The organism is Oceanithermus desulfurans, assembly GCF_014201675.1.
Classification (GTDB): Bacteria; Deinococcota; Deinococci; order Deinococcales; family Marinithermaceae; genus Oceanithermus; species Oceanithermus desulfurans.
Genome location: NZ_JACHEZ010000002.1, coordinates 16,912 through 40,676 on the forward strand (window position 1 = coordinate 16,912; position 23,765 = coordinate 40,676).

General features: G+C 71.8%; 29 protein-coding genes. 14 read left to right on the forward strand and 15 right to left on the reverse strand.

Going from position 1 to position 23,765, the window contains the following annotated elements; all coding sequences use genetic code 11:
- Window positions 1-6 precede the first annotated feature (6 nt).
- Window positions 7-330, forward strand: a complete 324-nt coding sequence (locus HNQ05_RS02405) for a hypothetical protein (RefSeq protein WP_147145830.1) — start codon at window positions 7-9, stop codon at window positions 328-330.
- On the opposite strand, the gene HNQ05_RS02410 is transcribed toward HNQ05_RS02405, so the two are convergent.
- The gene (locus HNQ05_RS02410) at window positions 327-1,439 is read right to left on the reverse strand and encodes a hypothetical protein (RefSeq protein WP_147145827.1); all 1,113 of its coding nucleotides are present in this window, start codon (window positions 1,437-1,439) and stop codon (window positions 327-329) included. The genes HNQ05_RS02405 and HNQ05_RS02410 overlap by 4 nt on opposite strands.
- 107 nt (window positions 1,440-1,546) lie before the next feature.
- Here HNQ05_RS02410 and HNQ05_RS02415 point away from each other — a divergent pair, with 107 nt between their 5' ends.
- Window positions 1,547-1,864 (forward strand): hypothetical protein, encoded by a 318-nt coding sequence (locus tag HNQ05_RS02415; RefSeq protein ID WP_147145825.1) that lies wholly within the window; start codon window positions 1,547-1,549, stop codon window positions 1,862-1,864.
- A gap of 16 nt (window positions 1,865-1,880) precedes the next feature.
- A complete protein-coding gene (locus HNQ05_RS02420; protein ID WP_147145824.1) occupies window positions 1,881-2,171 on the forward strand; it encodes a hypothetical protein in 291 nt (96 codons plus the stop codon).
- 45 nt (window positions 2,172-2,216) lie between these two features.
- On the opposite strand, the gene HNQ05_RS02425 is transcribed toward HNQ05_RS02420, so the two are convergent.
- The 9 genes from HNQ05_RS02425 to HNQ05_RS02465 all read right to left on the reverse strand — a co-directional run bounded on the left by HNQ05_RS02425 (window position 2,217) and on the right by HNQ05_RS02465 (window position 9,718).
- Window positions 2,217-3,062, reverse strand: coding sequence for an SDH family Clp fold serine proteinase (locus HNQ05_RS02425; protein WP_147145822.1), 846 nt, complete (start codon window positions 3,060-3,062; stop codon window positions 2,217-2,219).
- Between the two features lie 11 nt (window positions 3,063-3,073).
- Entirely contained in the window at window positions 3,074-3,748 is a 675-nt protein-coding gene (locus HNQ05_RS02430; RefSeq protein ID WP_147145819.1) for a rhomboid family intramembrane serine protease, read from the reverse strand.
- A 3-nt stretch (window positions 3,749-3,751) separates the two neighbouring features.
- On the reverse strand, window positions 3,752-4,483 hold the full coding sequence (locus tag HNQ05_RS02435; protein WP_147145817.1) for a hypothetical protein: 732 nt from the start codon (window positions 4,481-4,483) through the stop codon (window positions 3,752-3,754).
- Window positions 4,484-4,485: 2 nt separating this feature from the next.
- Window positions 4,486-4,980 carry a hypothetical protein gene (locus HNQ05_RS02440; RefSeq protein ID WP_246104082.1) on the reverse strand — a complete coding sequence of 165 codons (495 nt, stop codon included), beginning with the start codon at window positions 4,978-4,980 and terminating at the stop codon, window positions 4,486-4,488.
- A 10-nt stretch (window positions 4,981-4,990) separates the two neighbouring features.
- Window positions 4,991-6,988: a DUF505 domain-containing protein gene (locus HNQ05_RS02445; RefSeq protein ID WP_147145814.1), complete on the reverse strand. Its 1,998-nt coding sequence runs from the start codon at window positions 6,986-6,988 to the stop codon at window positions 4,991-4,993.
- A gap of 209 nt (window positions 6,989-7,197) precedes the next feature.
- Entirely contained in the window at window positions 7,198-8,310 is a 1,113-nt protein-coding gene (locus HNQ05_RS02450) for a hypothetical protein (RefSeq protein ID WP_147145812.1), read from the reverse strand.
- Window positions 8,311-8,326: 16 nt separating this feature from the next.
- Window positions 8,327-8,755 (reverse strand): phosphate-starvation-inducible PsiE family protein, encoded by a 429-nt coding sequence (locus HNQ05_RS02455; RefSeq protein WP_183677553.1) that lies wholly within the window; start codon window positions 8,753-8,755, stop codon window positions 8,327-8,329.
- Window positions 8,756-8,771: 16 nt separating this feature from the next.
- Window positions 8,772-9,272 (reverse strand): hypothetical protein, encoded by a 501-nt coding sequence (locus HNQ05_RS02460; protein WP_147145808.1) that lies wholly within the window; start codon window positions 9,270-9,272, stop codon window positions 8,772-8,774.
- 11 nt (window positions 9,273-9,283) lie between these two features.
- Window positions 9,284-9,718: a GNAT family N-acetyltransferase gene (locus HNQ05_RS02465; protein WP_183677555.1), complete on the reverse strand. Its 435-nt coding sequence runs from the start codon at window positions 9,716-9,718 to the stop codon at window positions 9,284-9,286.
- Window positions 9,719-9,799: 81 nt separating this feature from the next.
- On the opposite strand from HNQ05_RS02465, the gene rapZ reads away from it, so the two are divergent.
- The 9 genes from rapZ to HNQ05_RS02510 all read left to right on the forward strand — a co-directional run bounded on the left by rapZ (window position 9,800) and on the right by HNQ05_RS02510 (window position 18,417).
- A complete protein-coding gene (gene rapZ / locus HNQ05_RS02470; protein WP_147145804.1) occupies window positions 9,800-10,636 on the forward strand; it encodes an RNase adapter RapZ in 837 nt (278 codons plus the stop codon).
- A complete protein-coding gene (locus HNQ05_RS02475) occupies window positions 10,617-11,894 on the forward strand; it encodes a gluconeogenesis factor YvcK family protein (protein WP_147145802.1) in 1,278 nt (425 codons plus the stop codon). Before rapZ ends, HNQ05_RS02475 begins: the two co-directional genes overlap by 20 nt.
- Window positions 11,891-12,586, forward strand: coding sequence for a glucodextranase DOMON-like domain-containing protein (locus tag HNQ05_RS02480; RefSeq protein ID WP_147145800.1), 696 nt, complete (start codon window positions 11,891-11,893; stop codon window positions 12,584-12,586). The genes HNQ05_RS02475 and HNQ05_RS02480 overlap by 4 nt, the downstream gene beginning before the upstream one ends.
- Before the next feature lie 10 nt (window positions 12,587-12,596).
- Window positions 12,597-14,162 carry a 1,4-alpha-glucan branching protein gene (locus tag HNQ05_RS02485; RefSeq protein WP_147145798.1) on the forward strand — a complete coding sequence of 522 codons (1,566 nt, stop codon included), beginning with the start codon at window positions 12,597-12,599 and terminating at the stop codon, window positions 14,160-14,162.
- Between the two features lie 2 nt (window positions 14,163-14,164).
- A complete protein-coding gene (locus tag HNQ05_RS02490; RefSeq protein ID WP_147145796.1) occupies window positions 14,165-15,643 on the forward strand; it encodes a phosphodiester glycosidase family protein in 1,479 nt (492 codons plus the stop codon).
- Between the two features lie 17 nt (window positions 15,644-15,660).
- Window positions 15,661-16,212, forward strand: a complete 552-nt coding sequence (gene dcd / locus HNQ05_RS02495) for a dCTP deaminase (RefSeq protein WP_147145794.1) — start codon at window positions 15,661-15,663, stop codon at window positions 16,210-16,212.
- Window positions 16,209-17,090 carry a metallophosphoesterase family protein gene (locus HNQ05_RS02500; RefSeq protein WP_147145792.1) on the forward strand — a complete coding sequence of 294 codons (882 nt, stop codon included), beginning with the start codon at window positions 16,209-16,211 and terminating at the stop codon, window positions 17,088-17,090. The genes dcd and HNQ05_RS02500 overlap by 4 nt, the downstream gene beginning before the upstream one ends.
- Before the next feature lie 164 nt (window positions 17,091-17,254).
- Window positions 17,255-17,779, forward strand: a complete 525-nt coding sequence (locus HNQ05_RS02505; protein WP_147145883.1) for a peptidylprolyl isomerase — start codon at window positions 17,255-17,257, stop codon at window positions 17,777-17,779.
- A complete protein-coding gene (locus HNQ05_RS02510; protein ID WP_147145790.1) occupies window positions 17,776-18,417 on the forward strand; it encodes an HAD family hydrolase in 642 nt (213 codons plus the stop codon). The genes HNQ05_RS02505 and HNQ05_RS02510 overlap by 4 nt, the downstream gene beginning before the upstream one ends.
- 8 nt (window positions 18,418-18,425) lie before the next feature.
- On the opposite strand, the gene HNQ05_RS02515 is transcribed toward HNQ05_RS02510, so the two are convergent.
- Complete coding sequence (locus HNQ05_RS02515) at window positions 18,426-19,238, reverse strand: DUF72 domain-containing protein (protein WP_147145788.1); 813 nt, start codon at window positions 19,236-19,238, stop codon at window positions 18,426-18,428.
- A gap of 87 nt (window positions 19,239-19,325) precedes the next feature.
- On the opposite strand from HNQ05_RS02515, the gene HNQ05_RS02520 reads away from it, so the two are divergent.
- Window positions 19,326-19,598, forward strand: coding sequence for a sulfur oxidation transcriptional regulator (locus HNQ05_RS02520; RefSeq protein ID WP_147145786.1), 273 nt, complete (start codon window positions 19,326-19,328; stop codon window positions 19,596-19,598).
- A 60-nt stretch (window positions 19,599-19,658) separates the two neighbouring features.
- On the opposite strand, the gene HNQ05_RS02525 is transcribed toward HNQ05_RS02520, so the two are convergent.
- The 4 genes from HNQ05_RS02525 to HNQ05_RS02540 are packed head-to-tail and all read right to left on the reverse strand — an operon-like array spanning window position 19,659 to window position 22,199.
- Entirely contained in the window at window positions 19,659-20,099 is a 441-nt protein-coding gene (locus HNQ05_RS02525; RefSeq protein ID WP_221266727.1) for a DUF1931 family protein, read from the reverse strand.
- Window positions 20,100-20,127: 28 nt separating this feature from the next.
- The gene (locus HNQ05_RS02530) at window positions 20,128-20,550 is read right to left on the reverse strand and encodes an Hsp20/alpha crystallin family protein (protein WP_147145781.1); all 423 of its coding nucleotides are present in this window, start codon (window positions 20,548-20,550) and stop codon (window positions 20,128-20,130) included.
- A 20-nt stretch (window positions 20,551-20,570) separates the two neighbouring features.
- On the reverse strand, window positions 20,571-21,755 hold the full coding sequence (locus HNQ05_RS02535) for a VLRF1 family aeRF1-type release factor (protein WP_183677559.1): 1,185 nt from the start codon (window positions 21,753-21,755) through the stop codon (window positions 20,571-20,573).
- A gap of 18 nt (window positions 21,756-21,773) precedes the next feature.
- Complete coding sequence (locus tag HNQ05_RS02540; protein ID WP_221266717.1) at window positions 21,774-22,199, reverse strand: ferritin-like domain-containing protein; 426 nt, start codon at window positions 22,197-22,199, stop codon at window positions 21,774-21,776.
- A gap of 147 nt (window positions 22,200-22,346) precedes the next feature.
- On the opposite strand from HNQ05_RS02540, the gene HNQ05_RS02545 reads away from it, so the two are divergent.
- A complete protein-coding gene (locus tag HNQ05_RS02545; protein ID WP_147145778.1) occupies window positions 22,347-23,582 on the forward strand; it encodes a 2,3-bisphosphoglycerate-independent phosphoglycerate mutase in 1,236 nt (411 codons plus the stop codon).
- Window positions 23,583-23,765: the final 183 nt, after the last annotated feature.

Sequence of the window (23,765 nt, forward strand, 5' to 3'; positions counted from 1 at the left end):
CTGAAGATGGACGCCACCACCCAGACCGCCTTGCTTTCGCTGGTCTTTACCGCGGGTTTCCTCTGGGTTGCCGCCCTCGGCCGCGGCTGCCGCCGCCCGCGCTGCACCCTGCCGCTGGGCTTCGCCCTGGTGCTCCTGGTGCTGACCCTCGTGGCCCTGGTCACGTACGCGGTGGCCTCCGGCCGGATCGCCCCGTCTGAGCTGCCGGTCTGGGTCACCAAGGGCCTGGGCTCGCTGCTGGGCCTTTCGGTCGCCGCCGCCGCGGTGAGCTACCTGGGGGCGTTGCTGCGAAGCGAGGAAGGCGGCCAGCCACCGCGGTCGCAGGGCTAGGGGCGCAGCGGACGGGCGCGCCAGGCGTCCCAGACCTCGAGCGCCGGCCGCGGCCTCCCCCGGCCGTCTTCGAGCCCGATGTCCTTCCAGATGAGCAGGGCCGGATCGTCGAGGCCGTGTTCCTTGAGGAAAGCGTAACCCTCGTCGTAGTCGCGCACCTCCCACCAGACCACGAAGCGCGCCTTGAGGCGCTCCAGATCACTGAGGAGCCGCTGAACGTAGGCCGCCTGCATGCCGGGCGTGGCGCGGACGTCGAAGCCGTAGGCGGGAATGACCAGGTCCTCGGCGGCAAAGCCGGTCTCGCTGACGGCCAGCGGTTTGTCGGGATCCAGCGCCGCCCAGACGTCGAGCCAGCCCTCCGGAGGCAGCCCCTCGGCGCTGCCACGGCGCACGGCTTCGGGGGTGACGTAGGGGTAGGTGGACAGGGCGATCAGGTCGGTGTAGGGCAGGAGCCGCCGGGTTACCTCGAGCTGATCGGTGCGGCCCACCTCCCAACTGTCGGTCTGGAAGGTGAGGAAGACGGTGAGGTCGGGAAACTCGCGCTTGAGTACCGGGTAGACCTTGCGGCAAAAGGCCAGGAACTCGGCGAAGCGGGGGTCGTCCGGGGTGTAGGCGGCGTTTACCTCGATGCCGTAAGCGAGCAGGTCGGGCTCGAGCGTCCGCACCAGCCGGCGCAGATAATTCAGGTAGGCGCTAATGACCTCGGGATCGTCGAAGCTGCGCCCCGCCCACTCCGGCGGCAGCGGTTCGTGGTCGCGCGCCCCCCAGTGCCCCGCCAGGGTGCGGCGGTCGTTGTTCTGAGGGGTGGCCGAGACGTAGACCCAGCGGAACCCGGAACGAGCAGCGGCCTGCCGCTCCAGGGTGGTCTCGACGTTGGGGTCGTAGGCGGTGCCCGTCGCCGCCTCCCACCAGGGAACGCCGTGGTCCTGGTGGAAGGTGATCAGCTCCCCGTGCGCCCGGACCTCGGCCACGGTCACCGCCCAGGCCTCGTCGGTAAAAGCGTAGGGCCAGCTGGTGAAGCCCATGGCGAAGGGTCGCCCGGCGTCGGGTTGCTGCGCGCACGCCGTCACCAGGAGCAGGGTTGCCAGGAGCGCGATCCGGGCCCGCATGCCCTCATTCTCGCACCCTTTTTTCTTCGTGGCGTCGTCCCGGCCACATTTACACCGAAGGCGTAGAATGAAAGCAGGGGAAAGCCGATGCCCGAAGGGAGGGCGCCATGATCCGCGACCTGCTGGGGGTGGTGGCCTTCGCCGCGGCCGCGAGCGCGAGCTTCCTGTGGCTGGCGTACCGCGCGGGGCGCTGCCGCAGCGCCGGCTGCGTGAACCGCGCGGGGCGCTGGTTGGGAATCCTGACCTTTGGATGGATCGCCGCGCTCGTCGCCTGCCTGGTCTGGGGGCGGCTGACGCAGCAGGGCCCGTTCGCCGCCGGGGTCTTCCGTACCCCGCTGGAGCGCTGGCTTACCTGGGTCGTGGCGGCTTCGCTGCTCACGGCCGCCGCGGCCTACCTGCGGGCGGTGGCCCGGCAGGGCGGGTAACCGTTAACCTCTGGTCATGGTCCTGGTGACGTGGTTCGTAATCGCTTGGGGCGGCGCGCTGCTGTGGCTCGCGCACCTTGCCCGCCGGGCCCCTTGCGGACCGGGCCACGCGCACACGGGGCGCGCGTTGTTCGCCTTGTTGCTGATCGGGGCCGTCTTCCTGGGCGTCGCCGCGCCGCTCGTCCCCTCCCGGCCCCTCACCCCCGCCGACTATCCCTACATCGCGTGGGTGACGGTACTGGTCCTGGTAAGCGGCTGGTCCGCCGTCCTCGCCTACCTGAAGCGCGCCGCGGAGTGCGACGCATGACGTCCCCGGCCACCGGGCGCGCCCGGCGGCCGGGAGGGCGGCAGGCTAACGGCCCTTGCCGTTCACCTCGCGCTGGTGCGGCAGCGGAATGTACTGCACGCTCGGCTTGCCACCGCGCGGCTGGGGGTAGAGCTCCATCAACTCGTACACCTCGGGCGGCATCTCGGTGCTCACCGGCAGGCCGAAACCTCGCGCCTGGGCCACGTCGATGGGGTAGTCGTGGGTCCAGGTGCCCTGGCTGAGCAGGGTGGCCACGTCCTCGATGCGGTCGTCGGGGATCGTGTTCTTGAGCAGCCCCACGACGGTGTCCTTGACCTGCTTCAGCGCCTTCTTGGAGACGTCGGCGAGGATCAGGGTCTCGTCGTCGATGTCGGCGACCTCTTTCATCTCCAGCACCTTGACGATCGAGGCCGCGGGCTTGTTGCCGAGCTGCGGGTCCACCGGCCCCAGCACCGCGTTCTCGTCCATCACGATCTCGTCGGCGCCCAGGGCGATCAGCGTGCCACCGGACATGGCGTAGTGGGGCACGAAGACGGTCACCTTGGCGGGGTGGCGCTTGAGGGCCTCGGCGATCTGCTCGGCCGCCAGCACCAGCCCTCCCGGCGTGTGCAGGATCAGGTCGATGGGCACGTTCTTGTCGGTCATGCGGATGGCCCGGAGCACCTGCTCCGAGTCGTCGATGTCGATGAAGCGCGCCAGCGGGATGCCGAGCAGGCTGATGGCCTCCTGGCGGTGGATCAGGGTGATCACCCGGCTCTTGCGCTTCTTCTCGAGCGCCGCCATCTTGCGGGCGCGCGCGGCGAAGAGGGCCTGCTGCTGAAAGTAGGGGCTCATCATCGAAAAGATGATGAAGAGCCAGAACAGTTGGCTGATCCAGTCGCTGCTGTTCACCTATGCACCTCCTAGAAACCGTACATGCCGTGCCAGAAGGGCTCGGCCTTGTATTCGCGCCGGGGCCGGGACAGGAAGGTGAGCAGGTAACCGACGGTGAACCCGCCCACGTGCGCCCACCAGGCCACGCCCGGCAGCCCCAGGGCCCCGTAGAGGACCTGGATGAGCACCCAGTAGCCGATGAAGAAGGCGGCCGGGAACCAGAAGAAGATCGGGGGCAGCGGCCAGATCAGGGTCAGGATCCAGGCCGTGGGGAAGAGCAGGAAGTAGGCCCCCAGTACGCCGGAGATCGCCCCCGAGGCCCCGATCATGGGCACGGTGCTGCCGGGGAGGAAGAGGGCCTCGACGAGCGCGGCGCCGATTCCCGCCAGCAGGTAGACGAGCAGGTAGCGGCCGCCGCCCAGGCGCGCCTCCACCGCGGGGCCGAAGATCCAGAGGAACCACATGTTGCCCAGGATGTGCTCGAAGCCGCCGTGCAGAAACATGCTGGTGAAGATGCGGCCGAACTCGCCCGCGGGGTCGGCGAAGAAAAGCTTGGGCACGAACCCGTAGGCGTTCACTGCCCAGCGAAAGCCTTCGGGCCCCAGGCTCAGCTGCCAGAAGAAGACCAGGACGTTGGCGGCGATGAGCAGGCGCGTCACCAGCGCGGGTCCGTGGTGCCGGATCGAGTCGCGGATGGGAAACACGAATCAGCCCTCCTTCCTCAGGTTCACCCAGCCCAGGCTGCGCCGGGTCTCGGGGTCGTAGAGGATCCGCTGCGGCAGCGGCCGGGTGCGGAAACGGCGCTCGAGCGCCCGGTCCGCGGCCGCCGAACGCGCGAAGGCCAGGAAGCGCCCGCCCTCGGGCTCCGGCGTCCAGTAACCCGCGCGCAGCGGCCAGAACGTCCCCTCGCCCTCGCGGGCCTCCAGCGCGCGGTACAGCGGCTCCGACTCGGGAAGGACCCGCGTCAGCTCCGCCGCCTCGGCGGAAGACAGCACCGCCCGGTACCGCCGCGCCGCCGCGGCCAGCCAGGTTTCCAGTTCGGGCTGCAGGAGGGCGGGCACCTCCGCGCGCCCTTCGAAGAGCTCCAGCTCGAGCCCGCCCTCCACCCGCCCCGCCGCGGTGTTTACCACCAGGACGCGCCGCCGCTCTGGCTCGGCGAGCGGCACGTCGGCCGGCGCCAGCGCCTCCAGTTCGGGCTGGCGCACTAGCAGCGCTTCCAGCATCGCCGCCGCCAGCTCGCCGGCGCTGCCCTTGAAGGCGTGCTGCGCGAAACGGCGCATCTCGGCGGCGAAGGCCTCGTCGCGCTCGATGGCGTAGGTCAGCGCCGCAGTCAGCAGCGCCTCGCGCAGGTCGGCCCCGGGAAGGTACGGCGCCCCGTCGCGCCGGGGAAAGCCTTCGGGGCCGGCGGCCAGGGGGCCCAGGGTCTCCAGTACGAACACGTCTAGACCTGCTTGAGGAAGACTTCGGGGAACTCGAAGAGCACCCGGTCGCGGGCGTAGTCGGGGCCTTCCTGGTAGGCCACGGAGACGTAGCCGGCGGCCTCGAGGCCGCGGTAGATCTCCTGGGCGGTGGTGTGGTCCACGCCGAGCTGCCGCTCGAAGAACTCCAGCGCCTCCTCCACCGCCTCGTCGCTCGCGCCCACGAAGGCGCCCCACTCGCCCTTGACCATCCGCGCCAGCGCCGCCAGCGACACCGGCCTGCTGGTAAAGATCCAGCGCGGGCTGGTGCCGGGCAGGTGGTGGGCGTGCCCCTCCTTCTCCAGCCGGCTGGCCCAGCGCACGGCCTGGGCGTGCTCCATCCCCGTCTGCATGAAGAGGGTCACCAGCGCGTCGCGCTCCCCCACCAGCCCCTGGGGGTAGGTCCGCGCCAGGTACCGGGCCAGTTCGGTTACGTCGCCCCGCTCGAGCAGCTGCTTCACCTGTTCCAGGTCCACCATGGCGGCCTCCTTACTCCAACTCTACGAGACCGTGGACGTCCTCGCCGGGATTCATGGCCTCCGCGGCCTCAAGCAGCCGCAGCCCCGCCTCGTTGACCGAGTTGCGCCCCACGAAGCCGGCCGCGCGGGCGGCCTCGAGGGTGTCCTCGAAGACGTCGCGGGGCAGCCCGCTGTACTCGATGGCCTCGCTCAGGTTGCGCGGCAGCACGCGCACGCGCTTTTCCTTGACGTAGAGGCTGCCCACGGCCCGCAGGGCCTCGACGACGCGGAAGATCAGCGGGTTGACCGGGTGGCCGAAGCCCTCGGGCACGCCCGCGAGCGCGCGGTCGAGCAGCTCGCCGGCGCGGGTCTCGACGACGTTGCCGTCGGGAAGGCGGTCGATCAGGTGGCGCGCCTCCAGCTTTTCCAGCGCCCAGCGGATGCGCTCGCGGTCGAGCCGGCCCTCGAGCGCGGCGTAGACCTCGTCCTCGCTCATGCCGCGGGCGGGGACGACGTGGAAGACCATCAGCTCGTAGCGCGAGAGGTGCGGCAGCCGCTCGACGTGCTCCGCCAGCTGGGCGTAGAAGAGCCCCGAGCGCGTGGGTTCGGCGCTGCCCACGAGCCCCTGCTCGCGCGCCTCGCGCCACCAGGCGTACCCCGGGGCCGAGAAGCTGCGGCGGGTCAGGGTCACGGCCTTGACCGCGGTGGCGCTCACGTCGCGGCGCTGGGCCCGCTGGTCGTCGAGGACCAGCTCGCCCCAGTCGGTCAGGTAGAAGACTTCCTTGCCCTTCTCGTCCTCACCGGTCTCGAGGAGACCGAAGGACTCGAGGCTCAAGAGCGCCTCGCGCAGGTCGAAGTTGTCGTCGTACCAGCGCGCCAGGTCCGCCGCGGCCTGGAAGCGCTCGGCGATGAGGCGCTGCTTTTCGGGCATCTCGTCCAGCTTGCGCCCGTACTTTTCCACGAGCGCCTTGTACTCGGCCGCCTTGCGGTCGATCATCGCCCGTCGGAGCGCCTCGAAGCTCGGGCGTTCCTCGGGGTTCGTCTCGCTGGCCTTCTGCCACAGCGCCGCGATCTGCTCGAGCACCTCGGCCTCTTCGGCCTCGAGCGCGAAGCTCCACACCTCCTCGCGGACGCCGCCCTGCCACAGCCGCAGGGCCTCGAGCGCCCACTCGCCCGCGGGCAGCAGCTCGCCCGCGGGGCCCACGTAGCCCAGGGCCTGCAGCGTGGCCAGCCCCGCCTCGGTCGCCTCGCCGGCGTCGACGTAGTCGGCCAGCGCCCCGAGGATGTCGGCGGTCAGCACGTCGCCCTCGCCCCAGCCGCCGGTGGCCAGCGCCTTCTTGACCGCCTGCCCCAGCGCGGTGAAGGCGAAGACGTCGGAGTCGGGCAGCGAGTAGGCGACGAGCCGCATCGCCTCGAGCCGCTGCTCGTCGTGCGCGGGCGTGGGCAGCTCGCTCGCCGGTGCCGGGCCCAGCGGCAGCTTGCGCACCGCCTCGGCCAGCGCCGCGTCGATCTCGAGGCCGGGTTCGGCGGCGCGGTAGATCTCCAGCACCCGGCGCCCGGCGCTGGAGAGGGTCAGGAACTCCTTCTTGCTGGCGCGGTCGCGCACCCGCACGGCCAGGCCCCGCTCCATCAGGGCGTCCGCGGCCAGCGGCCCCACCCGTCCGGCGCGCTCGGCGGCGTCGAGCATGGCTACGACCTCGCTACCGATCCAGCGCCAGCCCTCGGGCCAGGCCTCGGGGCGGGCGAGGCCGCGCCCCTCGAGCACCACCAGCTCGCCCTCCGCGCCCGCTTCGGTTTCGGGGCGCGCGTCGGGGCCCTGGGCGTAAAGGTCGCGGAGTAACAGCGCCAGCTCACGGCCGAAGTAGGTCGGGACGATCCGCACCGGCGTGCTGAAACGCGCCAGGCCCGCGAGCTCCAGCTCCACGAAGGTGGGCTCGTCCACCTCCTCGAGCGGGGTGTAGGGCTTGTTGGCCTGCTCGTCCGCGAGCAGACGTTCGAGCGCCTGCGCGTGCTCCTTTTTTATCACCATCTTGTGTTCCTCCTATCGTTCAGTCTAGTCCAGCCGGCGCGCGCCGCCGCACGCCGGAGCCGGCCCCTTACGGGCAGCATCGATACCGCAACTTTATTGATTGCATACCACAGCGAATATGTCAATGTAATGGCTTATGGTTCTTGATATATCCAGACTATAGCCGGAGCGCGTCGGCGCCCCTCCGGCCTCTCCGGGTTGCCCTGGGTTCAGGTTTCCTCGTCGAAGAAGAGCTCGGCCTTGATCTCGCGTTCCTCTTCCAGGTTGCCGCCCAGCGCCGCCCCGAGCACCCCGATCGTCGCGGTGAAGACGGCGTAGCGCAGCAGGTGCTCGGCCGTGGGGGCGAGGCCCATCCAGGCCTCGAGCAGCGCCCGGGGCAGGATCCAGGCCCCCGCGAGCGAGAGCAGGAGCAGGCCCAGCCACAACGAGAGCATCCCCAGCCCCAGCGTTCCCAGCAGCACCAGACGGGTGCGGGCCAGCTGCTCGCGCCAGGCGTGCTCGCGGCCGAGGCGGCCCAGGTCCTGCCCCGAGAAGATGAAGACCGCGGCGGCCACGACGCTGAGCGCCGCCAGACCCAGCACCGCCCGCCAGGAAAGGTGCGCCCCCAGCGCCCAGGCGTCCGAAGTGAGGAGGAAGTAGACGACGCTCACCGCCGCGGCGGCGCTGAGCCGTCCCAGGTAGATCGGCATCCGCCAGGGGCGGTAGCCCCAGATGGCCGCGAGGATCTCGCGCGGGTCCTTGGCGAAGGTGCGGCCGTAGAAGCTCAGCGCCCCCCAGCGCGCACGCACGTCCTCGAGACGGGTGCGCGCCACCTCCTCAAGCTGGCGCCGCGCCTGTTCGCGCTGCGCCGCGGGGAAGGGCGCAGGCGCCAGGTCCTCGGGGTTCTCGACCGGACGCATGGGGCCCGACGCGGCGTGGTCCAGCCCCCAGAGGTGGCCGAGCAGGTGGAGCGCCAGCGCCGCCAGGCGCTCGGCGAGCCGGGCCCCCGAGCCCAGCCGGCTGCTGGAGATCACCGCCGCCTCCAGCGCCGAGCTGGGCACGCCCAGGGTGCTGGGTCCGTGGCGCGAGATCAGCTCGTTGGGCACCACGACGAGGACGTAGTCCCAGTGCCGGTGCAGCTTTTCGGCCACGCCCACCTCGAGCAGGTCGACGGGGTCGAGGGCGCCGCGGGGCATGAAGGCGCGGCGCTCGGAGGTTTCGATCCGCCAGGCGAACTCGGGAAAGGTTTGGCTCAGCTGGTCGTGCAGCCGCTTGCGGGCGGCGTCGTAGGCGGCCAGCACCTCGGGGTCGCGCAGGTCGGCGCCCAGCACCCACCCCAGCACGACCTCGGGGCGGGCTTCAGGAATCGGCCTCCTCCTCCCCTACCGGGTGGCGGGGCGGCGGCCAGCGCACCGCCAGGGTGCGGGCGAGCATCAGCAGCAGGATGCCCGCGGTCCACCCGACCACTTCCAGGCCCTGGTAGTCGTGGGCGTAGAGCTTGATGATCAGCTCCCGCAGCAGGAAGATGGCGCCGGCGTCGAGGAGGACGTGGATGCGCACCCGCTGCCACTCGAAGTAGTCCACGAAAGTGCGCACGAGCTCGATGACGACGAGCAGCGTCAGCGCGTCGGTGATCAGCGTCTGGAAGGCCTCGGGGGTGGTGCCAGGGCCCAGGGTGTGCCCCAGGTTGGCCAGCACCCGCCAGACCCCCACGAACATGCCCAGGACGAGCACCACGATGGCCAGGTTGAAGGCCACCTGGATGCTCAGCTTGTACAGCCGCGTCACCGGCCCTTGCATCGTCCTAGCAACCGCTGGGTTCGGCCAGTTCGTACTCGCCCTTGTTCTCCAGGTCGGTGATCAGGGGTTTGGCCCGGGCCTCGAGCGCGGCGGCGGCGCGCTCGGCCAGGGTGTTGAGCGCGAGCTTGTGGAAGCCGGTGAAGGCCACGTCCACCTTCCCGTCCGCGAAGTAGTGGACGGTGGGCACGTGGGTGGCGCCGAAGGCCTCAAGCACCGCGCAGCCCTCGGCGACGACCGGGTAGCCCTCGAGGTAGTTGCCCAGGTACCCCTTGACGTAGCGCTCGGTGGCCTCGCGGTCCGCGCTGGAGACCAGCCATACGGGCAGCTCGGGCAGCATCTCCTGCAGCTTGCGCAGGAAACCGACCACGTTGCGGCTGGCGGCGACGTCGGGGTGGACGAAGGCCAGCACCAACGCCTGCGGGGGCGCGGCGAGGTCGAGCTCGCGTCCGTCCAGGGCGGTGAGCTTGAGGTGGGGCGGTTCGGCTCCTTTGGGCAGTACGTTCATTCCGGCCTCCTTTAGAGCATGCGGCGTTTCCACAGGCGTGCGGGCTCGAGCCCCAGGGCCTCCAGGGCCGCTTCGGGCAGGTAGGACCCCTCGGCCTCCAGCACCTCGACGTCGAGGGCGCCCACGGTGCGGGCCACCCCGAAGGCCTGCTCTAGAAGGCGCAGGGCGTGCTCGGGGCTTTGGTAGCCGGGGTCGAGCACGAGCCGGTCCACCACGGCGACCGGGCCGTCGTCGTAGAGGCCCCGCCGCAACCACAGGGTCACCGCGCCCACGACTCGGCCCTCGTCCTCGAGCACGACCAGCGTGGTGCCCTCGCCCCCCAGGAAACGCAGCAGCTGGGCGTTCAGTTCGCCCACCAGCTCCGGCTCCAGCCGCCTTCCCACGATCCCCTCGAGCAGGCGACGCAGGTCGGCGGCGTCCCGCGGTTCTCCCGCCCGCACGCGCATACCAAGGCGATTATACGCGGCCGCCGGGGGACGGCCGTCCGTCTCATGAGGCCTTGCGCAACGCATGCCAAACTGGAAAGGATGCGCGTCGTCGTGATCAGCGGCCTCTCCGGCGCCGGCAAGAGCACGGCCCTGGCCCACTTGGAAGACCTGGGCTACTTTGCGGTGGACAACCTGCCCCCCGCGCTCTGGGCCGAGCTCGTCCCCGCGCTGGAGGCCGCGGGGGTGCGGCGGGCCGCGCTGGGGATCGACGTGCGCGCCCGCGCCTTCCTGGACGCGGCGCCGGCCGCGATCGACGCCCTCGCCGGCGCCGGCGCGGGGCCGGTCCTCGTCTTCCTCGAGGCCCGGCCCGAGGTCCTGCTCGCGCGCTACAACCTCACCCGGCGGGCCCACCCGCTCCGCGGCGGCCACCTGCTGCGCGAAATCGAGGCCGAGCGCAGGCTGCTGGCGCCGCTGCGCGGCCGCGCCGACTGGATCCTCGACACCAGCGAGACCGGCCCCGGCGAGCTGGGCGAGCGGCTGGCCCAGCTGCTCGGCGAGGAGCGCCCCTTCGTGCTGCGGCTGATCTCCTTCGGTTACAAGTGGGGGCCGCCCCAGGTGGCTGACCTGCTGCTCGACGTGCGCGCCCTGCCCAACCCTCACTGGGACGAGGCGCTGCGGCCGCGCAGCGGCACGGACCCCGAGGTCGCCGCCTACGTCTTCACCGCCGAGGCCGAGCCCTACTACCGCGCCCTGCGCGAGACCGCCGCCCGCGCCGCGGCCGCCGCCCGCGCCGCGGGGCGCAGCGGCTACACCGTCGCCGTCGGCTGCACCGGCGGCCGCCACCGCTCGGTGGCCGTCGTCGAGCGGCTGGCGCGCGAGCTGGGCGAAGACTTCGAGGTCGAACGGGAGCACCGCGATGTGGGCAAAGAGGGCTAGGCGGCTGCTCGGCTTCCTGCGCTGGCTGCGGCCGGGCATGGGGGTCAAGCGCTACGTCCTGGTCGCCGCGGCGGGCATGCTGCTGATGTTCCTGGGCGTGGCCCAGCTGAGCTGGCAGGGCGTCTTCCTCGACTGGGTGCTCGACTTCGTGCTCTTCACCCGCAACCTGGGCCTGCCGCTCTGGCTCTCGGGTACGGTCTCCTTCCTCGTGGGGCTCGGGGTGTTCAGCCTCGGCATCCGCGCCATGAACCGCTCGATCCTCTCGGCCGTCACCGATCCCGACGAGCTTCCCGAGCGCATCTGGAAGAAGCGGCGGCTCGAAGCCGGCCCCCGCGTCGTCGCCCTGGGCGGCGGGACCGGGCTTTCCAACCTGCTCGGCGGCCTCAAGACGCGCACGGCCAACCTGACCGGCGTGGTCGCGGTCACCGACGACGGCGGCTCCACCGGCCGCCTGCGCCGTAGCTTCGACGTGCCCGCGGTGGGCGACCTCACCGACTGCCTGGCCGCGCTCAGCGAGGTGGAGCGGATGCCCGAGTTGATGAAGTACCGCTTTCAGCGCGGGGAGGGACTTTCGGGGCACACCTTCGGCAACCTCTTCCTGGTCAGCCTCTTCGAGCTCACCGGCGACTTCGCCGAGGCGGTGCGGATGGCCGACCGGGTGCTGGCGCTCTCGGGCGCGGTCTACCCCTCGACCCCCCATCCCGCGCGCCTCGTCGCCGAGCTGGCCGGCGGCGCGCGGGTGGAGGGCGAGTCGCGCATCCGCGAGGCGCCGGGCCGGGTCCGCAGGGTCTGGCTTGAGCCCGAGAACCCCCCGGTGATGCCCGAGGTGCTGCGCGCGGTGGCGCGCGCGCAGCTGATCGTCCTGGGCCCCGGCAGCCTCTTCACCTCGGTGATCCCCAGCTTCCTGCCCCCCGGCCTGCGGCGGGCCATCGCCGAGAGCCCCGCCCGGCTGGTCTACGTGGCCAACGTCATGACCGAACCCGGCGAGACCGACGGCATGGACGCCTACGCCCACTACAAGGCGGTGGCCGAGCACCTGGGCCGCCGGCCCGACGCGGTGCTCGTGCACACCGCCCCGCTCGACCCCGAAGCCCTCGCGCGCTACGCCGAAGAGGGCCAGCACCCCGTCGCCTACGACCCCGCGCCCTTCGGCGCCGACGGCGTGCGCGTCGTCGAGGGCGACTTCGCCCACGCCGGCGCCTTCGTGCGCCACGACCCCGAAAAGCTGACGGCCCGACTTCTGGAGTGTGTACGGTGAACTGGTTCGTTCTCGCGCTGCTGCTGCTTACCGACCCGGTCGGCGACGACCACGGCGCCGACCTCGGCTACCCCCGCGCCGCCGTATACCAGCAGGTGGGCGCGGCCGACCTGACCGGCTTCGAGATGAAGCGGGTGGAGGGCCGCTGGCGGCTCGGCATCCGCCTGGACCGCTACCCCAACCCCGCCGGCGCGCCGCTGGGCTTCTCGCTGGCCGTCGTCGCCGTCTACCTCGACAGCGAACCCGGCGGCGAGGAGTCCCTGCCCGGGGCCGGGTTGCGCACCCCCGCGGGCGGCGGCTGGGAGGAGGCCTACCTGATCAGCGGCTGGGGGGCGGAGCGGCGCACGCCGGACGGCGCCGCCGGCCCCGCGCGCGCCTGGCGGGAAGGCGACTGGATCTGGGTGCAGACCGACCTGACCCGGCGGCCCCGCGCCTACGTGGCCGCCGGCCTCTACGACCCCTTCGAACCCTGGGGCTTCCGCCGGGCGCTGCCCGGCGGCGGCGTCTGGTATCTGGACGGCCCCGCCGACGCGCCGCGCGCGCTCGACGTCGTCGCCGCCGACCAGGCGGGCGTCTGGAGCTCGGGCGTGCTGCCGCCCGCACGCAAGCGCTTTCCCTGGCGCTCGCTCTTCGCCGGGGCGCTGGCGCTCGCCGGTGCGGGGCTCGTGGGGTTCGCCTGGCGCAGACGGTAGGATGAGGACGATGAAGTTCGTCCTGGTTCTGCACGCCCACATGCCCTACGTCCGGGCCCACGGGGCCTGGCCCTTCGGCGAGGAGACCCTCTACGAGGTCATGGCCGAGACCTACCTGCCGCTGGCGCAGGCGCTCGACCGCCTCTGGGCCGACGGGGTCCCCGCCCCGCTGACGATCGGCCTCACCCCCATCCTGGTGGAACAGCTCGCCGACGCGGACGTGCAGCAGGGGTTCGCGCGCTACGCGGAGGACCGCCGGGAGCGCGCCCGAAGCGACCTGGAGCGCTACCGCGGCGGCGAGCTGGAGGCCTCGGCCGCCTTCCAGCTGCGCTTCTGGGAGGGCACACTGGCGGCCTTCGAGGAGCTGGACCGCGACCTGCCCGGCGCCTTCCGCCGCGCCCAGGCCCGGGGGCAGATCGAGCTCGTCACCTCGAGCGCCACCCACGGCTACTCCCCGCTCCTCGGCTACCCGGAGGCGCTCGCCGCCCAGGTGCGCACCGGGGTGCACACCTACCGCCGCCACTTCCGCGTCGAGCCGCTGGGCTACTGGCTACCGGAGATGGCCTACCGACCCGCGGGGCTGTGGACCCCGCCGGTTCCCGGCCCCCCGGCGGGAATGCGCCCGGGCGTGGACGAGTTCCTGATGGACGCGGGGCTGCGCTACGCCTTCACCGACGCCGCGCTGGTCGAGGGGGGCGAGCCCGCGGGGCCCTACGGCCGCTCGAACGAGCGCGACGAGGGCGACCGGGTCCACCGGGTGCTCGAGCTGCCCTCGGGCCTGCGCATGCTCGCCCGCAGCCGCGAAACCTCACTGGTCGTCTGGAGCGCCGACTACGGCTACCCCGGCGATCCCGTCTACCGCGAGTTCCACCGCAAAGACCCCGAGTCGGGGCTGCACCACTGGCGCGTCACCTCGCGCCAGACCGACCTGGGCGGCAAGGCCCCCTACGACCCGGAGGCCGCCTTCGAGCGGGTACGGGTGCACGCCGGCCACTTCGCCAGCCTGCTCGAGGACCTGGCCCGCCGCCACCCCGGAGGGGTGACGACCGCCGCCTACGACGCCGAGCTCTTCGGCCACTGGTGGTTCGAGGGGGTGGCCTGGCTCGAGCAGGTCTACCGCACCCTCGCCTCCCGCCCCCTGGAGGCCGTGACCGCGCGCGTGGCCGTGCAGGAGCCGGCGCTGCCCCTCAGCCTTCCCGAGGGCTCCTGGGGCGAGGGGGGCGACCACCGCGTCTGGCTGAACGACGCCACCCGCGACTACTGGCGCACCGTCTACCAAGCCGAGTCCGAGATGATCCTGGCCGCCCGCGGCTGCCGCGAGGAGCGGGTGCGCACCCTGCGGCAGATGATGCGCGAGCTGCTGCTGCTCGAGGCCTCGGACTGGCCCTTCCTGATCCACACCGGCCAGGCCGCCGACTACGCCCGCGAGCGCTACCGCGAACACGCCCGCGCCTTCTTCGCCCTGGCCGAGGCCCTGCGCTCCGGGGCCGACCCCGCGGAGCTCGCCGCCCTCGAGGCCCGCGACAACCCCTTCCCCGAGGCCAACCCGCGCCTCTACCTGCCCCGGGAAACCTGACCGTGCGCCGTCTCCTGGCCCTGGCCCTGACCCTCGGCCTGGCGCTGGCCCAGGTGCCGGCGGCCTGGCTGGGGCTCGAGGTGCGCGAGCAGGAGGGCGCGCTCGTCTTTCAGAAGGGCGGGCTGCGCTTCAGCTACGTCCCCGGCCTGGGCTGGACGGCGCCGCTCGACCCGGCGCTGCCGCCGCCCCGCGGCCCCGAGCGTCGCCTCGACGAGCGGGTGCTGCGCGCCGCGGGGCTGATCCCCGCGGAGCTGCCCAGCGCCCGGCTGCGCTACCGGCTCGCCGAAGACCGCCTGCGGCTGGTGCTCGACCTGCCCCCCGGCCCCGCCCCCGAGCTGCCCCGTACCGAGGGCGAGAGCCCCGGCTGGTTCACCTTCTACGCCCCCTACTTCGTGCCCAACCCGCCCGACCTGGAGGGGCTCAGCTTCCGCTACGACGACCGCGGCACCGAGATCCGCTACCTCGCCCCCGAGGGCCGGGTCTACCGCTGGCGCACCTTCGAGCTGGGCGCGCCCGCGCGCTTCGTGATGGACGCCTACTTCGTGCCGCCGCCGCAGGTGCGCGCCGTCGCCCCCGGCTTCGAGCTGCGCCGCGAGTACGTCTGGACGCCGGAGCCGCTGGAGCTGGTGCGCCTCGTCGCCGCGGCGGGAGCCTGGAAGCTGCGCCCCGTGGGCACCCCCGGCCGGCGCCGGAAGCTGCCGGAGATGGCGCCGGGGGCGCTCGCCGTGCTCAACGGCGGCTACTACGACCCCAAGACGGCCACCCCCATCGGGTTGTGGGTGGTGGACGGGGTGCCCGTGAGCCTGCCCTACGGCCGCAGCGCCCTGATGTGGGACGGCGGCCTGCCCCAGGCGGCGGTGCCGAAGTTCGAGGCCTGGGTCGAGACCGGCGGCGGCGAGCGCTACCGCGTCGGCCTCAACCGCTGGCCCGCGCGGCTGACCGCGCACACGCTGCCGGGCCGCGTCGGCCGGGCGGGCGAGAACGTGATCGTGGTCCGGGGCGACCAGGTGCTGCACACCTACCCCGCCCCGGTCGTGCTCGAGCCGGGGCAGTGGGCCCTCACCTACCCCGACGGCGACGGCGAGTGGACCGGACGGCTCAAGCCGGGGGCGCGCCTCTCGCTCTACGTCCGCCTCGACCCCCCGGTGCGCTACGCGCTCGAGGCCGGCCCCCTGCTCGTCCAGGCCGGCCGCCTCGCCTACCACCCCGAGGCCGAGGGCTTCGCCAAGGGCGCGGCGCAGATCGAGAAGGTCACCTACCAGGCCGCCGTCGCCTGGACCCGTGAGGGCGAGCTGTGGTTCGTGACCAGTGGCAAGACCACCCCGGGCGTCCTCGCCGAGCAGCTGCTGGCGCTGGGGGCCTGGGGGGCGATCCGCATGGACGCGGGCGGCTCGGCCCAGCTCTACCTGCGGGGCGCGCTCGTCTTCCCCGAGCGCGCGCGCCCGGTCGTGAGCGGGCTGGCGCTCTGGCCCGCGGACTAGCTGGGTATACTCGCTTCATGAGCGTCAAGCCCGACTGGTGGATCCGGAAAATGGCCCGCGAGGAGGGGATGATCGAGCCCTTCGAGGAAAACCTGGTGCGGGAAGGGGTGATCTCCTACGGGGTCAGCTCGTTCGGCTACGACCTGCGCGCCGCTCCCGAGTGGAAGGTCTTCACCAACGCCTACGGCGCGGTCGTCGACCCCAAGGCCTTCGACCCCCAGAGCTTCGTCGAGATCGAAGGGGACGCGGTGCTGATCCCGCCCAACTCCTTCGCGCTCACCCGCTCGGTCGAGTACATCCGCATGCCCGAGAACGTGATCGCTATCGCGCTGGGCAAATCCACCTACGCCCGCTGCGGCATCGTGGCCAACGTCACCCCGCTCGAGCCCGGCTGGGAAGGGCACGTGACGCTCGAGATCTCCAACACCACCCCGCTTCCCGCCCGCGTCTACGCCGGCGAGGGCATCGTCCAGATCCTTTTCTTCGAAGGGGAGAAACCCGAGACCACCTACAAGAGCCGCCGCGGCAAGTACCAGGGCCAGCGGGGCATCACCCTGCCCAAGATATGAAGCGCGCCCTCCTGCTGCCGACGCTCGCGCTGTTCGCCCTGATCGGGGCGGGCTGCGCCCAGTCCCAGGAGCCGGCGTCCGTGACCCTCTACGTCGCCGGCGACATCGCCACCTGCTGGTCCGACGCCGACGAGGCCACGGCCGCGCTGATCGAACGCCTGGCCCCGAAGGGCGCGACCTGGTACGTCCTCGCCCTGGGCGACCTCGCCTACTCCGCGGGCACCGACGCCCAGTTCAAGGACTGCTACGCGCCCTCCTGGGGGCGCTTCAAGAGCCGCACCCTGCCGGTGCCCGGCAACCACGAGTACTACAGCGGCGGCGGCGGGTACTTCCGCTACTGGGGCGCGCGGGCCGCGCCCCCCGAGGGCTGGTACGCGACCCGGCTCGCGGGCTGGCGGCTCTACGCCCTGAACAGCAACTGCGACTGGGTCGGGGGCTGCGGCGCGGGGTCGCCCCAGTACGCCTGGCTCGAGGCCCGGCTGCGCCAGGAGCCGGACGGCTGCGCCCTCGCCTTCGCTCACTACCCGCGCTACAGCTCCGGCCGCCACGGCGACCTTCCCGGCATGGACGCGCTGTGGGACCTGCTCCAGCGCTACCGCGCCGAGCTGTACCTGGCGGGGCACGACCACGACTACGAGCGCTTCGCCCCCCGCGACGCCGCCGGCGCGCACGACCCCGAAGGCGGCCTGGTGCAGTTCGTCGTGGGAACCGGGGGCGCGGGCCTGCGCCAAATCGATGCGCCCGAACCGCTCAGCCGCGCCTTCGTGGACGACGCCCACGGGGTGCTCGAGCTCACGCTGGAACCAGGCGGCTACGCCTGGCGCTTCGTGACCACGGACGGCGAGGTGCGCGACGCCGGGCGGGCGAGCTGCCGCTAGCCCACCACCCCTTCATTTCCCCGCGGTATCCTGCCGTTATGCGTACGGCCCTCGTCTTCGCGCTGGCCCTGGTCCTCGGTCTGGGGCTCGCGGGCTGCAAACCCAAGAAATCCGAGAGCGCGGCGGGCGGCACCGCCCCCGCTGCCGCGCAGAAAGCAGGCGGTATGGAAACCCTGGACTACCAAAGCGACGCCCCGGTCCGCAACTTCGAGAAACCCGAGGTGGTCACCGACCACAAGAAGTACGACTACTACGCCGTACTCGCGACCAGCAAGGGCACGTTCACCATCGACCTGCTCGAAGACAGCGCCCCCAACACGGTCAACTCCTTCGTCTTCCTGGCGCTGCACCGCTACTTCGACGGCCTCAGGTGGCACCGCGTCGTCCCCGGCTTCGTGGCCCAGACCGGCGACCCCACCGGAAGGGGTTCCGGCGGTCCCGGCTACCGCTTCGGCCTCGAGATCGACCCCAACCTCAGCTACGACGCCGCAGGCTGGGTGGGCATGGCCCGCACCAACGATCCCAACACCAACGGCAGCCAGTTCTTCATCACCCTGGCCCCCGCGCCCCACCTGACCGGCGGCTACACGATCTTCGGCAAGGTCGTCGAGGGCATGGACGTGGTGGAGAAGCTCACCCAGCAGGACACCATCCGCAGCGTCCGCATCCTGAGGAAGCCCAAGCCTTGAAGCCGACCGTCGTCTTCGACCTCGACGGCACCCTGGTGGACTCGCTCGCGGACATCACCGCGAGCTTCCACCACGTGCTGCGCGAGGCCGGCCTGCCCCGGCCCACGGACGCCGAAATGGCCGACCTGATCGGCCGTCCCCTGGCCGAGATGTTCCGCCGGGTCGCGCCCGCGGCCGACGCCGAGGCGCTTTCCGAAGCCTACCGCCGCCACTACCGCGCGCACATGGCCGACAGGAGCCGCCCCTACCCCGGGGTGCCGGAGCTGCTCGGCGAGCTGCGGCGACGCGGCTTCGCGCTGGCGGTGGCCACGACCAAGCGCAGCTCCACCGCCCAGAAGCTGGCCGAGGCCGTGGGGCTGCTACCCCTGCTCGACCACGTGCAGGGCACCGACGGGCTGCCGCCCAAGCCCGCGCCCGACGTGGTGCTGGCGGCGCTCGCGGCGGTGAACGGCCGCGGCGTCTGCATGGTGGGCGACACCACCCACGACGTCCTCGCGGGGAAGGCCGCCGGACTGTGCACCTACGCGGTCAGCTGGGGCACCCACCCGCCCGCGGTGCTGGCCGGCGCCGAACCCGACCACCTGGAACCCGACCTGGACCGGCTCCCGCGGCTGCTCGCGACGCTCGCCCTTCGCTGAACGGGTCCCTAGCCCGGCCGCGGCGGCTCGATGGGCGCGACCAGCCCCTGCTCCGCGAGCAGGTCCTTGAAGCCGCCCAGGTTCGCCAGCGCCTGGCCGCGCGGGGTGTTGTGGAAGATGACCCAGGCCTCCTGCAGCTCCCCGGCGTGCGCGGCCAGCCCCCGGGCGTAGGGGCGGAGCTCTTCGGGGGCGTAGAGGTAGTCGTAGCGCTCCTCGCGCTCCTGGTGGTCCCACCACTTCGCGGCGTTGCGGCCCATCAGCCGCAGGTAGGCGACCGGGGCCGTCACCACCAGGCCGCTTTGCGGCAGGCCCGAAAGCGGCGGGTAGTCGGCGCTCACCCAGACGAGGCCCAGCTCGCGGAAGGCGTCCCAGACCGGCTCGCGGGCCCAGCTGGCGTGGCGCAGCTCGACGGCGAGCCGGCGTCCCTCAAAGCGGCGGGCCACCTCGAGCAGGTAGCGCCGGTTGGCGGGGGTGCGGTGGAAAGCGTAGGGGAACTGGGCCACGAAGGGCCCCAGCACCCCCGCCTCGGCGAGCGGCCGGGTGGCCTCGAAGAGGCGGGCGTAGAGCTCGTCCGTGGCGTCGCGCGCGTGGGTGACCGAACGGTGCACCTTGACCGCGAAGCGCACCCGCCCGTCCGAGCGCTCGAGCATCCCCGCGAAGGTCTTGGCCGCCGGCACGTGGTAGAAGCTGGCGTTCACCTCCACCGCGTTAAAGTGGCGGGCGTAGTGCCACAGGTAGTCGCGCGGCTTCAACCCCGGCGGGTAGAAGATCCCTTTCCAATAGGGGTAGCTGAAGCCGCCGGTCCCCAGGTAGAGCTCCATGCCTCAGCCTACCGCCGTCGTGAGCGGTAGCACATTCACCCCCCTGCGGGGTATGCTGGGGCCAGTAGGGGGTAGGGGTATATGTCGATGCGTACGACCGACCTGGGCGACGAGACCGTAGACAGCATCATCAAGCGTCTGCGCCGCATCGAAGGGCAGGTGCGCGGCCTGCAGAAGATGGTGGGCGAAGGGCGCCCCTGCGACGAGGTGCTGACGCAGATGACGGCCACCAAGAAGGCCATGGAGTCGGCCGCCAACCTGATCCTCAAGGAGTTCCTGACGCTCTGCGCCACCGACGTGGCCGAGGGCGACCCCGCGAGCCCCGAGGAGATCGCGAGCGTCCTGCGCAAGTTCGTCTGAGCCGCGCCCGCATGCGAACGCCGGCCCGCATGCGGGCCGGCTTGAGCGTTTAGGGGCGGCCTAGAGGAGCAGGTCGAAGACGCGCTCGAGCCGCTCCCAGTGCTCGGTCCGGGGGTTCTTGACCTCCGGGTCCAGCTCGCGGATCACGCGCGCCGCCGCGACCACCAGGGCGCCCGCCAGCTTGGGGAGCCGCGCGCGCACCTCGTCGCTGACCTCCAGGTCCAGCGGCGGCAGGCCCGCGAGGTGGTCGAGCACGGGCTCGAGCTCGGGCGCGACGTCCAGCTGCTCGAACTCGCGCATCGTCTCCTGCAGGCCCTTGGTCACGGGCAGGTCGGCCTCGTAGATGACGTCGCGGGCGTTGTATTTGGCGTTGCGCTCGGCGACGACGAGCAGGTCGTAGATCTTCTTACCCAGGAAGTCCGAAAGGCGTTTGAGGTCGTCCTTGTCCACGTCCAGCGACGCCGCGATCCGGAAGAGCCGCTCGAACTGGGGGGCGCGCATGATCACGGGCACCACCTCCCGCCGGGCTTCAGGACTCGACCTCGACCTGGATCTTGCGCGGCTTGGTCTCCTCGGCCCGGGGCACGGTCAGGTAGAGGACGCCGTTCTTGAACTTGGCGGCCACCTTGCCGAGGTCGTAGACCGCGGGGATCGAGAAGCTGCGCACGAAGGTGCCGTACGGTCCCTCGACCCGGTGGTAGGCCACGTTCTCCTGCTTCTCGAAGGGGCGCTCGGCCTTGACCGTCAGGGTCTCCTCCTCGGCCGTGACCTCGACCTTGTCGGGGTCGATGCCGGGCAGGTAGACCGCGAAGTGGAGGCCGTGCTCGTCCTCCCAGACGTCCACCAGGGGCGCCAGGGTCTGTTCGCCGCGCGCGCCCCGGCCCATGCCCAGGCCGCGGCCCAGCCGCTCCTGCAGTTCCTCGATTTCCTTGAACGGATCCCAACGCATCATGGTTGCACCTCCATTCCTGTTCACCAGCGTTTGAGCCCCGCGAGACCGCCGAACTCGCGTTCCAGGCGGTCCGCGTTGTCTCCGCGAACGAACTCCACCCGCGCGCCGAAGAGGCCGGCGAGCTCGACCAGCGTTTCCGCCAGGTCGGCCTCCTCCGCCGCGCCGGGGCAGACGGCCTCGGCGCGCTCGCGCGCCAGCGCGGCGTAACCCGTATCGGGACAGCGCCAGACCCTGCCCTCGGGATGCCAGGGCATGACGAGCACGTAGACCCGCCCCTGCTGCAGGGCCTCGAGCACGTTCTCGGTGCCCCAGACGCCCTCTTCACGGATGCGGTCGAGCAGCTCGGCCTCCTTGCGGCGCTCCGCCTCCTCGATCGCCGCCTCGGTCAGCGCCAGCACCTCGCTGGCGTCCACCTTGCTGCCGCCGGCGGGCATGGGCAGGTGGGCCACCACCCGTTCGCGCACCGCGCGCGGCAGCAGCTCTTCGAAGTAGCGCGTCTCCTCGGGCACCCCCATGAGGATCAGGCGCTCGGCCCCCAGCCGCTCGAGCCATCCCTCCAGCTCGCCGGCGAGCTGCCGGTAGAAGCGGTGGGTCCAGGCCAGCACCCTGCGGTCGAAGCGGTCACGGCCCATGCCGCCGCGCGCCGTCGTGCCGCGCGCGCCCAGGCCCATGGGGGTGGCGGGCTTCGACTCCGAGAGCTTGCGCCAGGTCTCGGGCGCGACCGCGCGGAAGGCGTCGGCCACCTCGCGCACGTCGTTCAGGTAGACCTCGAAGAGCCGCCAGCGCTCCTCGTCGAGCAGGACCACCGCGTAGCGTTCGTACTCGTCGAGCGCCAGCACCAGGGGCAGCACGTAGGGCTCGCCCCAGCGCGCCAGCACCTCGCCGTGGGGCAGGTTCACCACCGGCAGGTCGACGTTCAGGTCGTAGACCTCGAGCTCGTCTTCGGTGGCGAAGACCGCGCGGGTGCGGCCGCGGATCACGTCGTGCTCGAGCCGGTCGATCACCCGGCTAGCGATCGCCTCGGGCACCGCCAGGGCTTTGAGCGTGTCCTTGGCGCGGATCACGAAGGGCTTGCGCTTCCCGGACGCCGAGTAGTCGAGCACGTCGCGGCTCGCGGGGTTGGTGGCCAGGTAGAGCGAGAGGACGGGTCCGGAACGCAGCCCGATCTCGTTCCTCAGCTTTTGGATGGCCTCTTTGGAGATCACGGCCGCCTCCTTTCTTGCTTACGCGCCTCCGGCGTGCGACTCCATGCGCGTCACCACGTCCAGCAGGTCGCGGTAGTTCGCTTCTTCCTCCTGCTGGATCCGCCTCAGCAGCTCCCGCAGCTCGGGGTCGTCGGCGCCGTAGGCCTCCTCGAGGTAGCGCACCTGGTCGGCCTTCTCGGACTCGAAGGCCTCGAGCACCTCGCGCCAGGTGGGCGCCGCGGGCAGCCGGGGCGGCGGGGGCGGCGTGCCGCCCCGCTCGCGGATCTTGGCGCGCAGCCACTCCGCGTGCTTGCGCTCGCGCGCGGCGATGCGCCGGAGCACCTTGCGCAGGTGTTCGTAGGGCAGACCTTCGGCCGCCTCCTCCACCAGGGCGGCGTCGTGCAGCTCGTCCGCGTAACGCTCGGTCAGCACCTCGAGCAAGCGGTCCTTGTGTTTCGGGGTCATGCGTCGCAACCACTCCGCCCACACGGCTCTCGCCCCCTTTCGCTACCTGTAACATATCATTTGATATTACTCATGTCAATCTTAATGTGCGTCGAATTGTACGTATCTTGCGGTCGGAAGGGTCGGCGGCGGGAGTAGAATGCGGGCATGGACCTCCTCCCTCACCTCAAGGAACTGAGCCGCACCACCCCCAGCAAGATCCTCTTCATCGTGCTCGACGGGGTGGGCGGGCTGCCCCGCGAGCCGGGCGGACCCACCGAGCTGGCCGCGGCCCGCACCCCCAACCTCGATGCCCTGGCGGCCAAGGCCAACCTGGGGCGGGTGACCCTCGTGGCCCCGGGCTTCGCCCCCGGTTCCGGCCCCGGCCACCTGAGCCTCTTCGGCTACGACCCCTTCCGCTACGAGGTGGGGCGCGGCGTCCTCTCGGCGCTGGGGCTGGGCATCGAGCTGGGCCCCGACGACGTTGCGGTGCGCGGGAACTTCGCCACCCTGAACCCCGACGGCACCGTGGCCGACCGCCGCGCCGGCCGCCCCCCCACCGAGGAGAACCGGCGGGTGCTCGCCAAGCTGAAGGCGCGGATCCGCGAGATCGACGGCGTAAAGGTCGAGCTCCACACCGAGTCGGAGCACCGCTTCGTGCTGGTGCTGCGGGGCGTGGGGCTGGGCGAGCGGGTCCACGATACCGACCCCCAGAAGACCGGGGTGCCGCCGCTCGCGGCCCGTCCCCACGACGAAAGCGACGAGGCCAGCGCCAAGACGGCCGACGTGCTCAACAAGTTCAGCGCGCTGGCGCGGCAGGCGCTCGCGGACGAGCCCAAGATCAACGGGGTGCTGCTGCGGGGCGTCTCCAAGCGGCCGGTCTGGCCCACCCTGGGCGAGATTACCGGGCTGACGCCGGCGGCGATCGCCAGCTACCCGATGTACCGCGGGGTGGCCTCGCTGGTGGGGATGACCGCGCTGGAGGTCGAGGTGGGCGAGGATCCCGACGCCCCCGAGGGCAAGCTCGCGGCCCTGAAGGCCAACTGGGCGGCCTTCGACTACTTCTACCTGCACTTCAAGAAGACCGACTCCACCGGCGAGGACGGCGACTTCGACGCCAAGGTGCACAAGATCGAGGCCTTCGACGCCCTGCTCCCCGAGCTGCTGGCGCTCGGGCCCGACGTGATCGCCGTCACCGGCGACCACTCCACGCCCAGCGTGATGAAGGCGCACTCCTGGCACCCGGTGCCCTTCCTGCTCTACGGCCCCAACCTGCGCGCCGACGCGGCCCGCCGCTTCACCGAAGACGAGGCGGCGAAGGGCGCGCTCGGCGACCTGCACGGCACCCACGTGCTGCCGCTGCTGCTGGCGCACGCGGGCAAGCTGCAAAAGTTCGGGGCCTAGCGGCCGCCTCCCAAGACGTCGTTCCCCAAAGCCGCCGGGGGTGAGGGCTCGATTTGGAGTTCACGGGCTGCCGGTCGCCCTGGCCTCCCCCGCGGGGGCGGTACGTAGTGCGTGGTGCGTGGTAGGGGGTGAACAGGTTTTGGGAAGTGGATGCGGAAACGGCGTAAACAGGTTCCTGCAGGC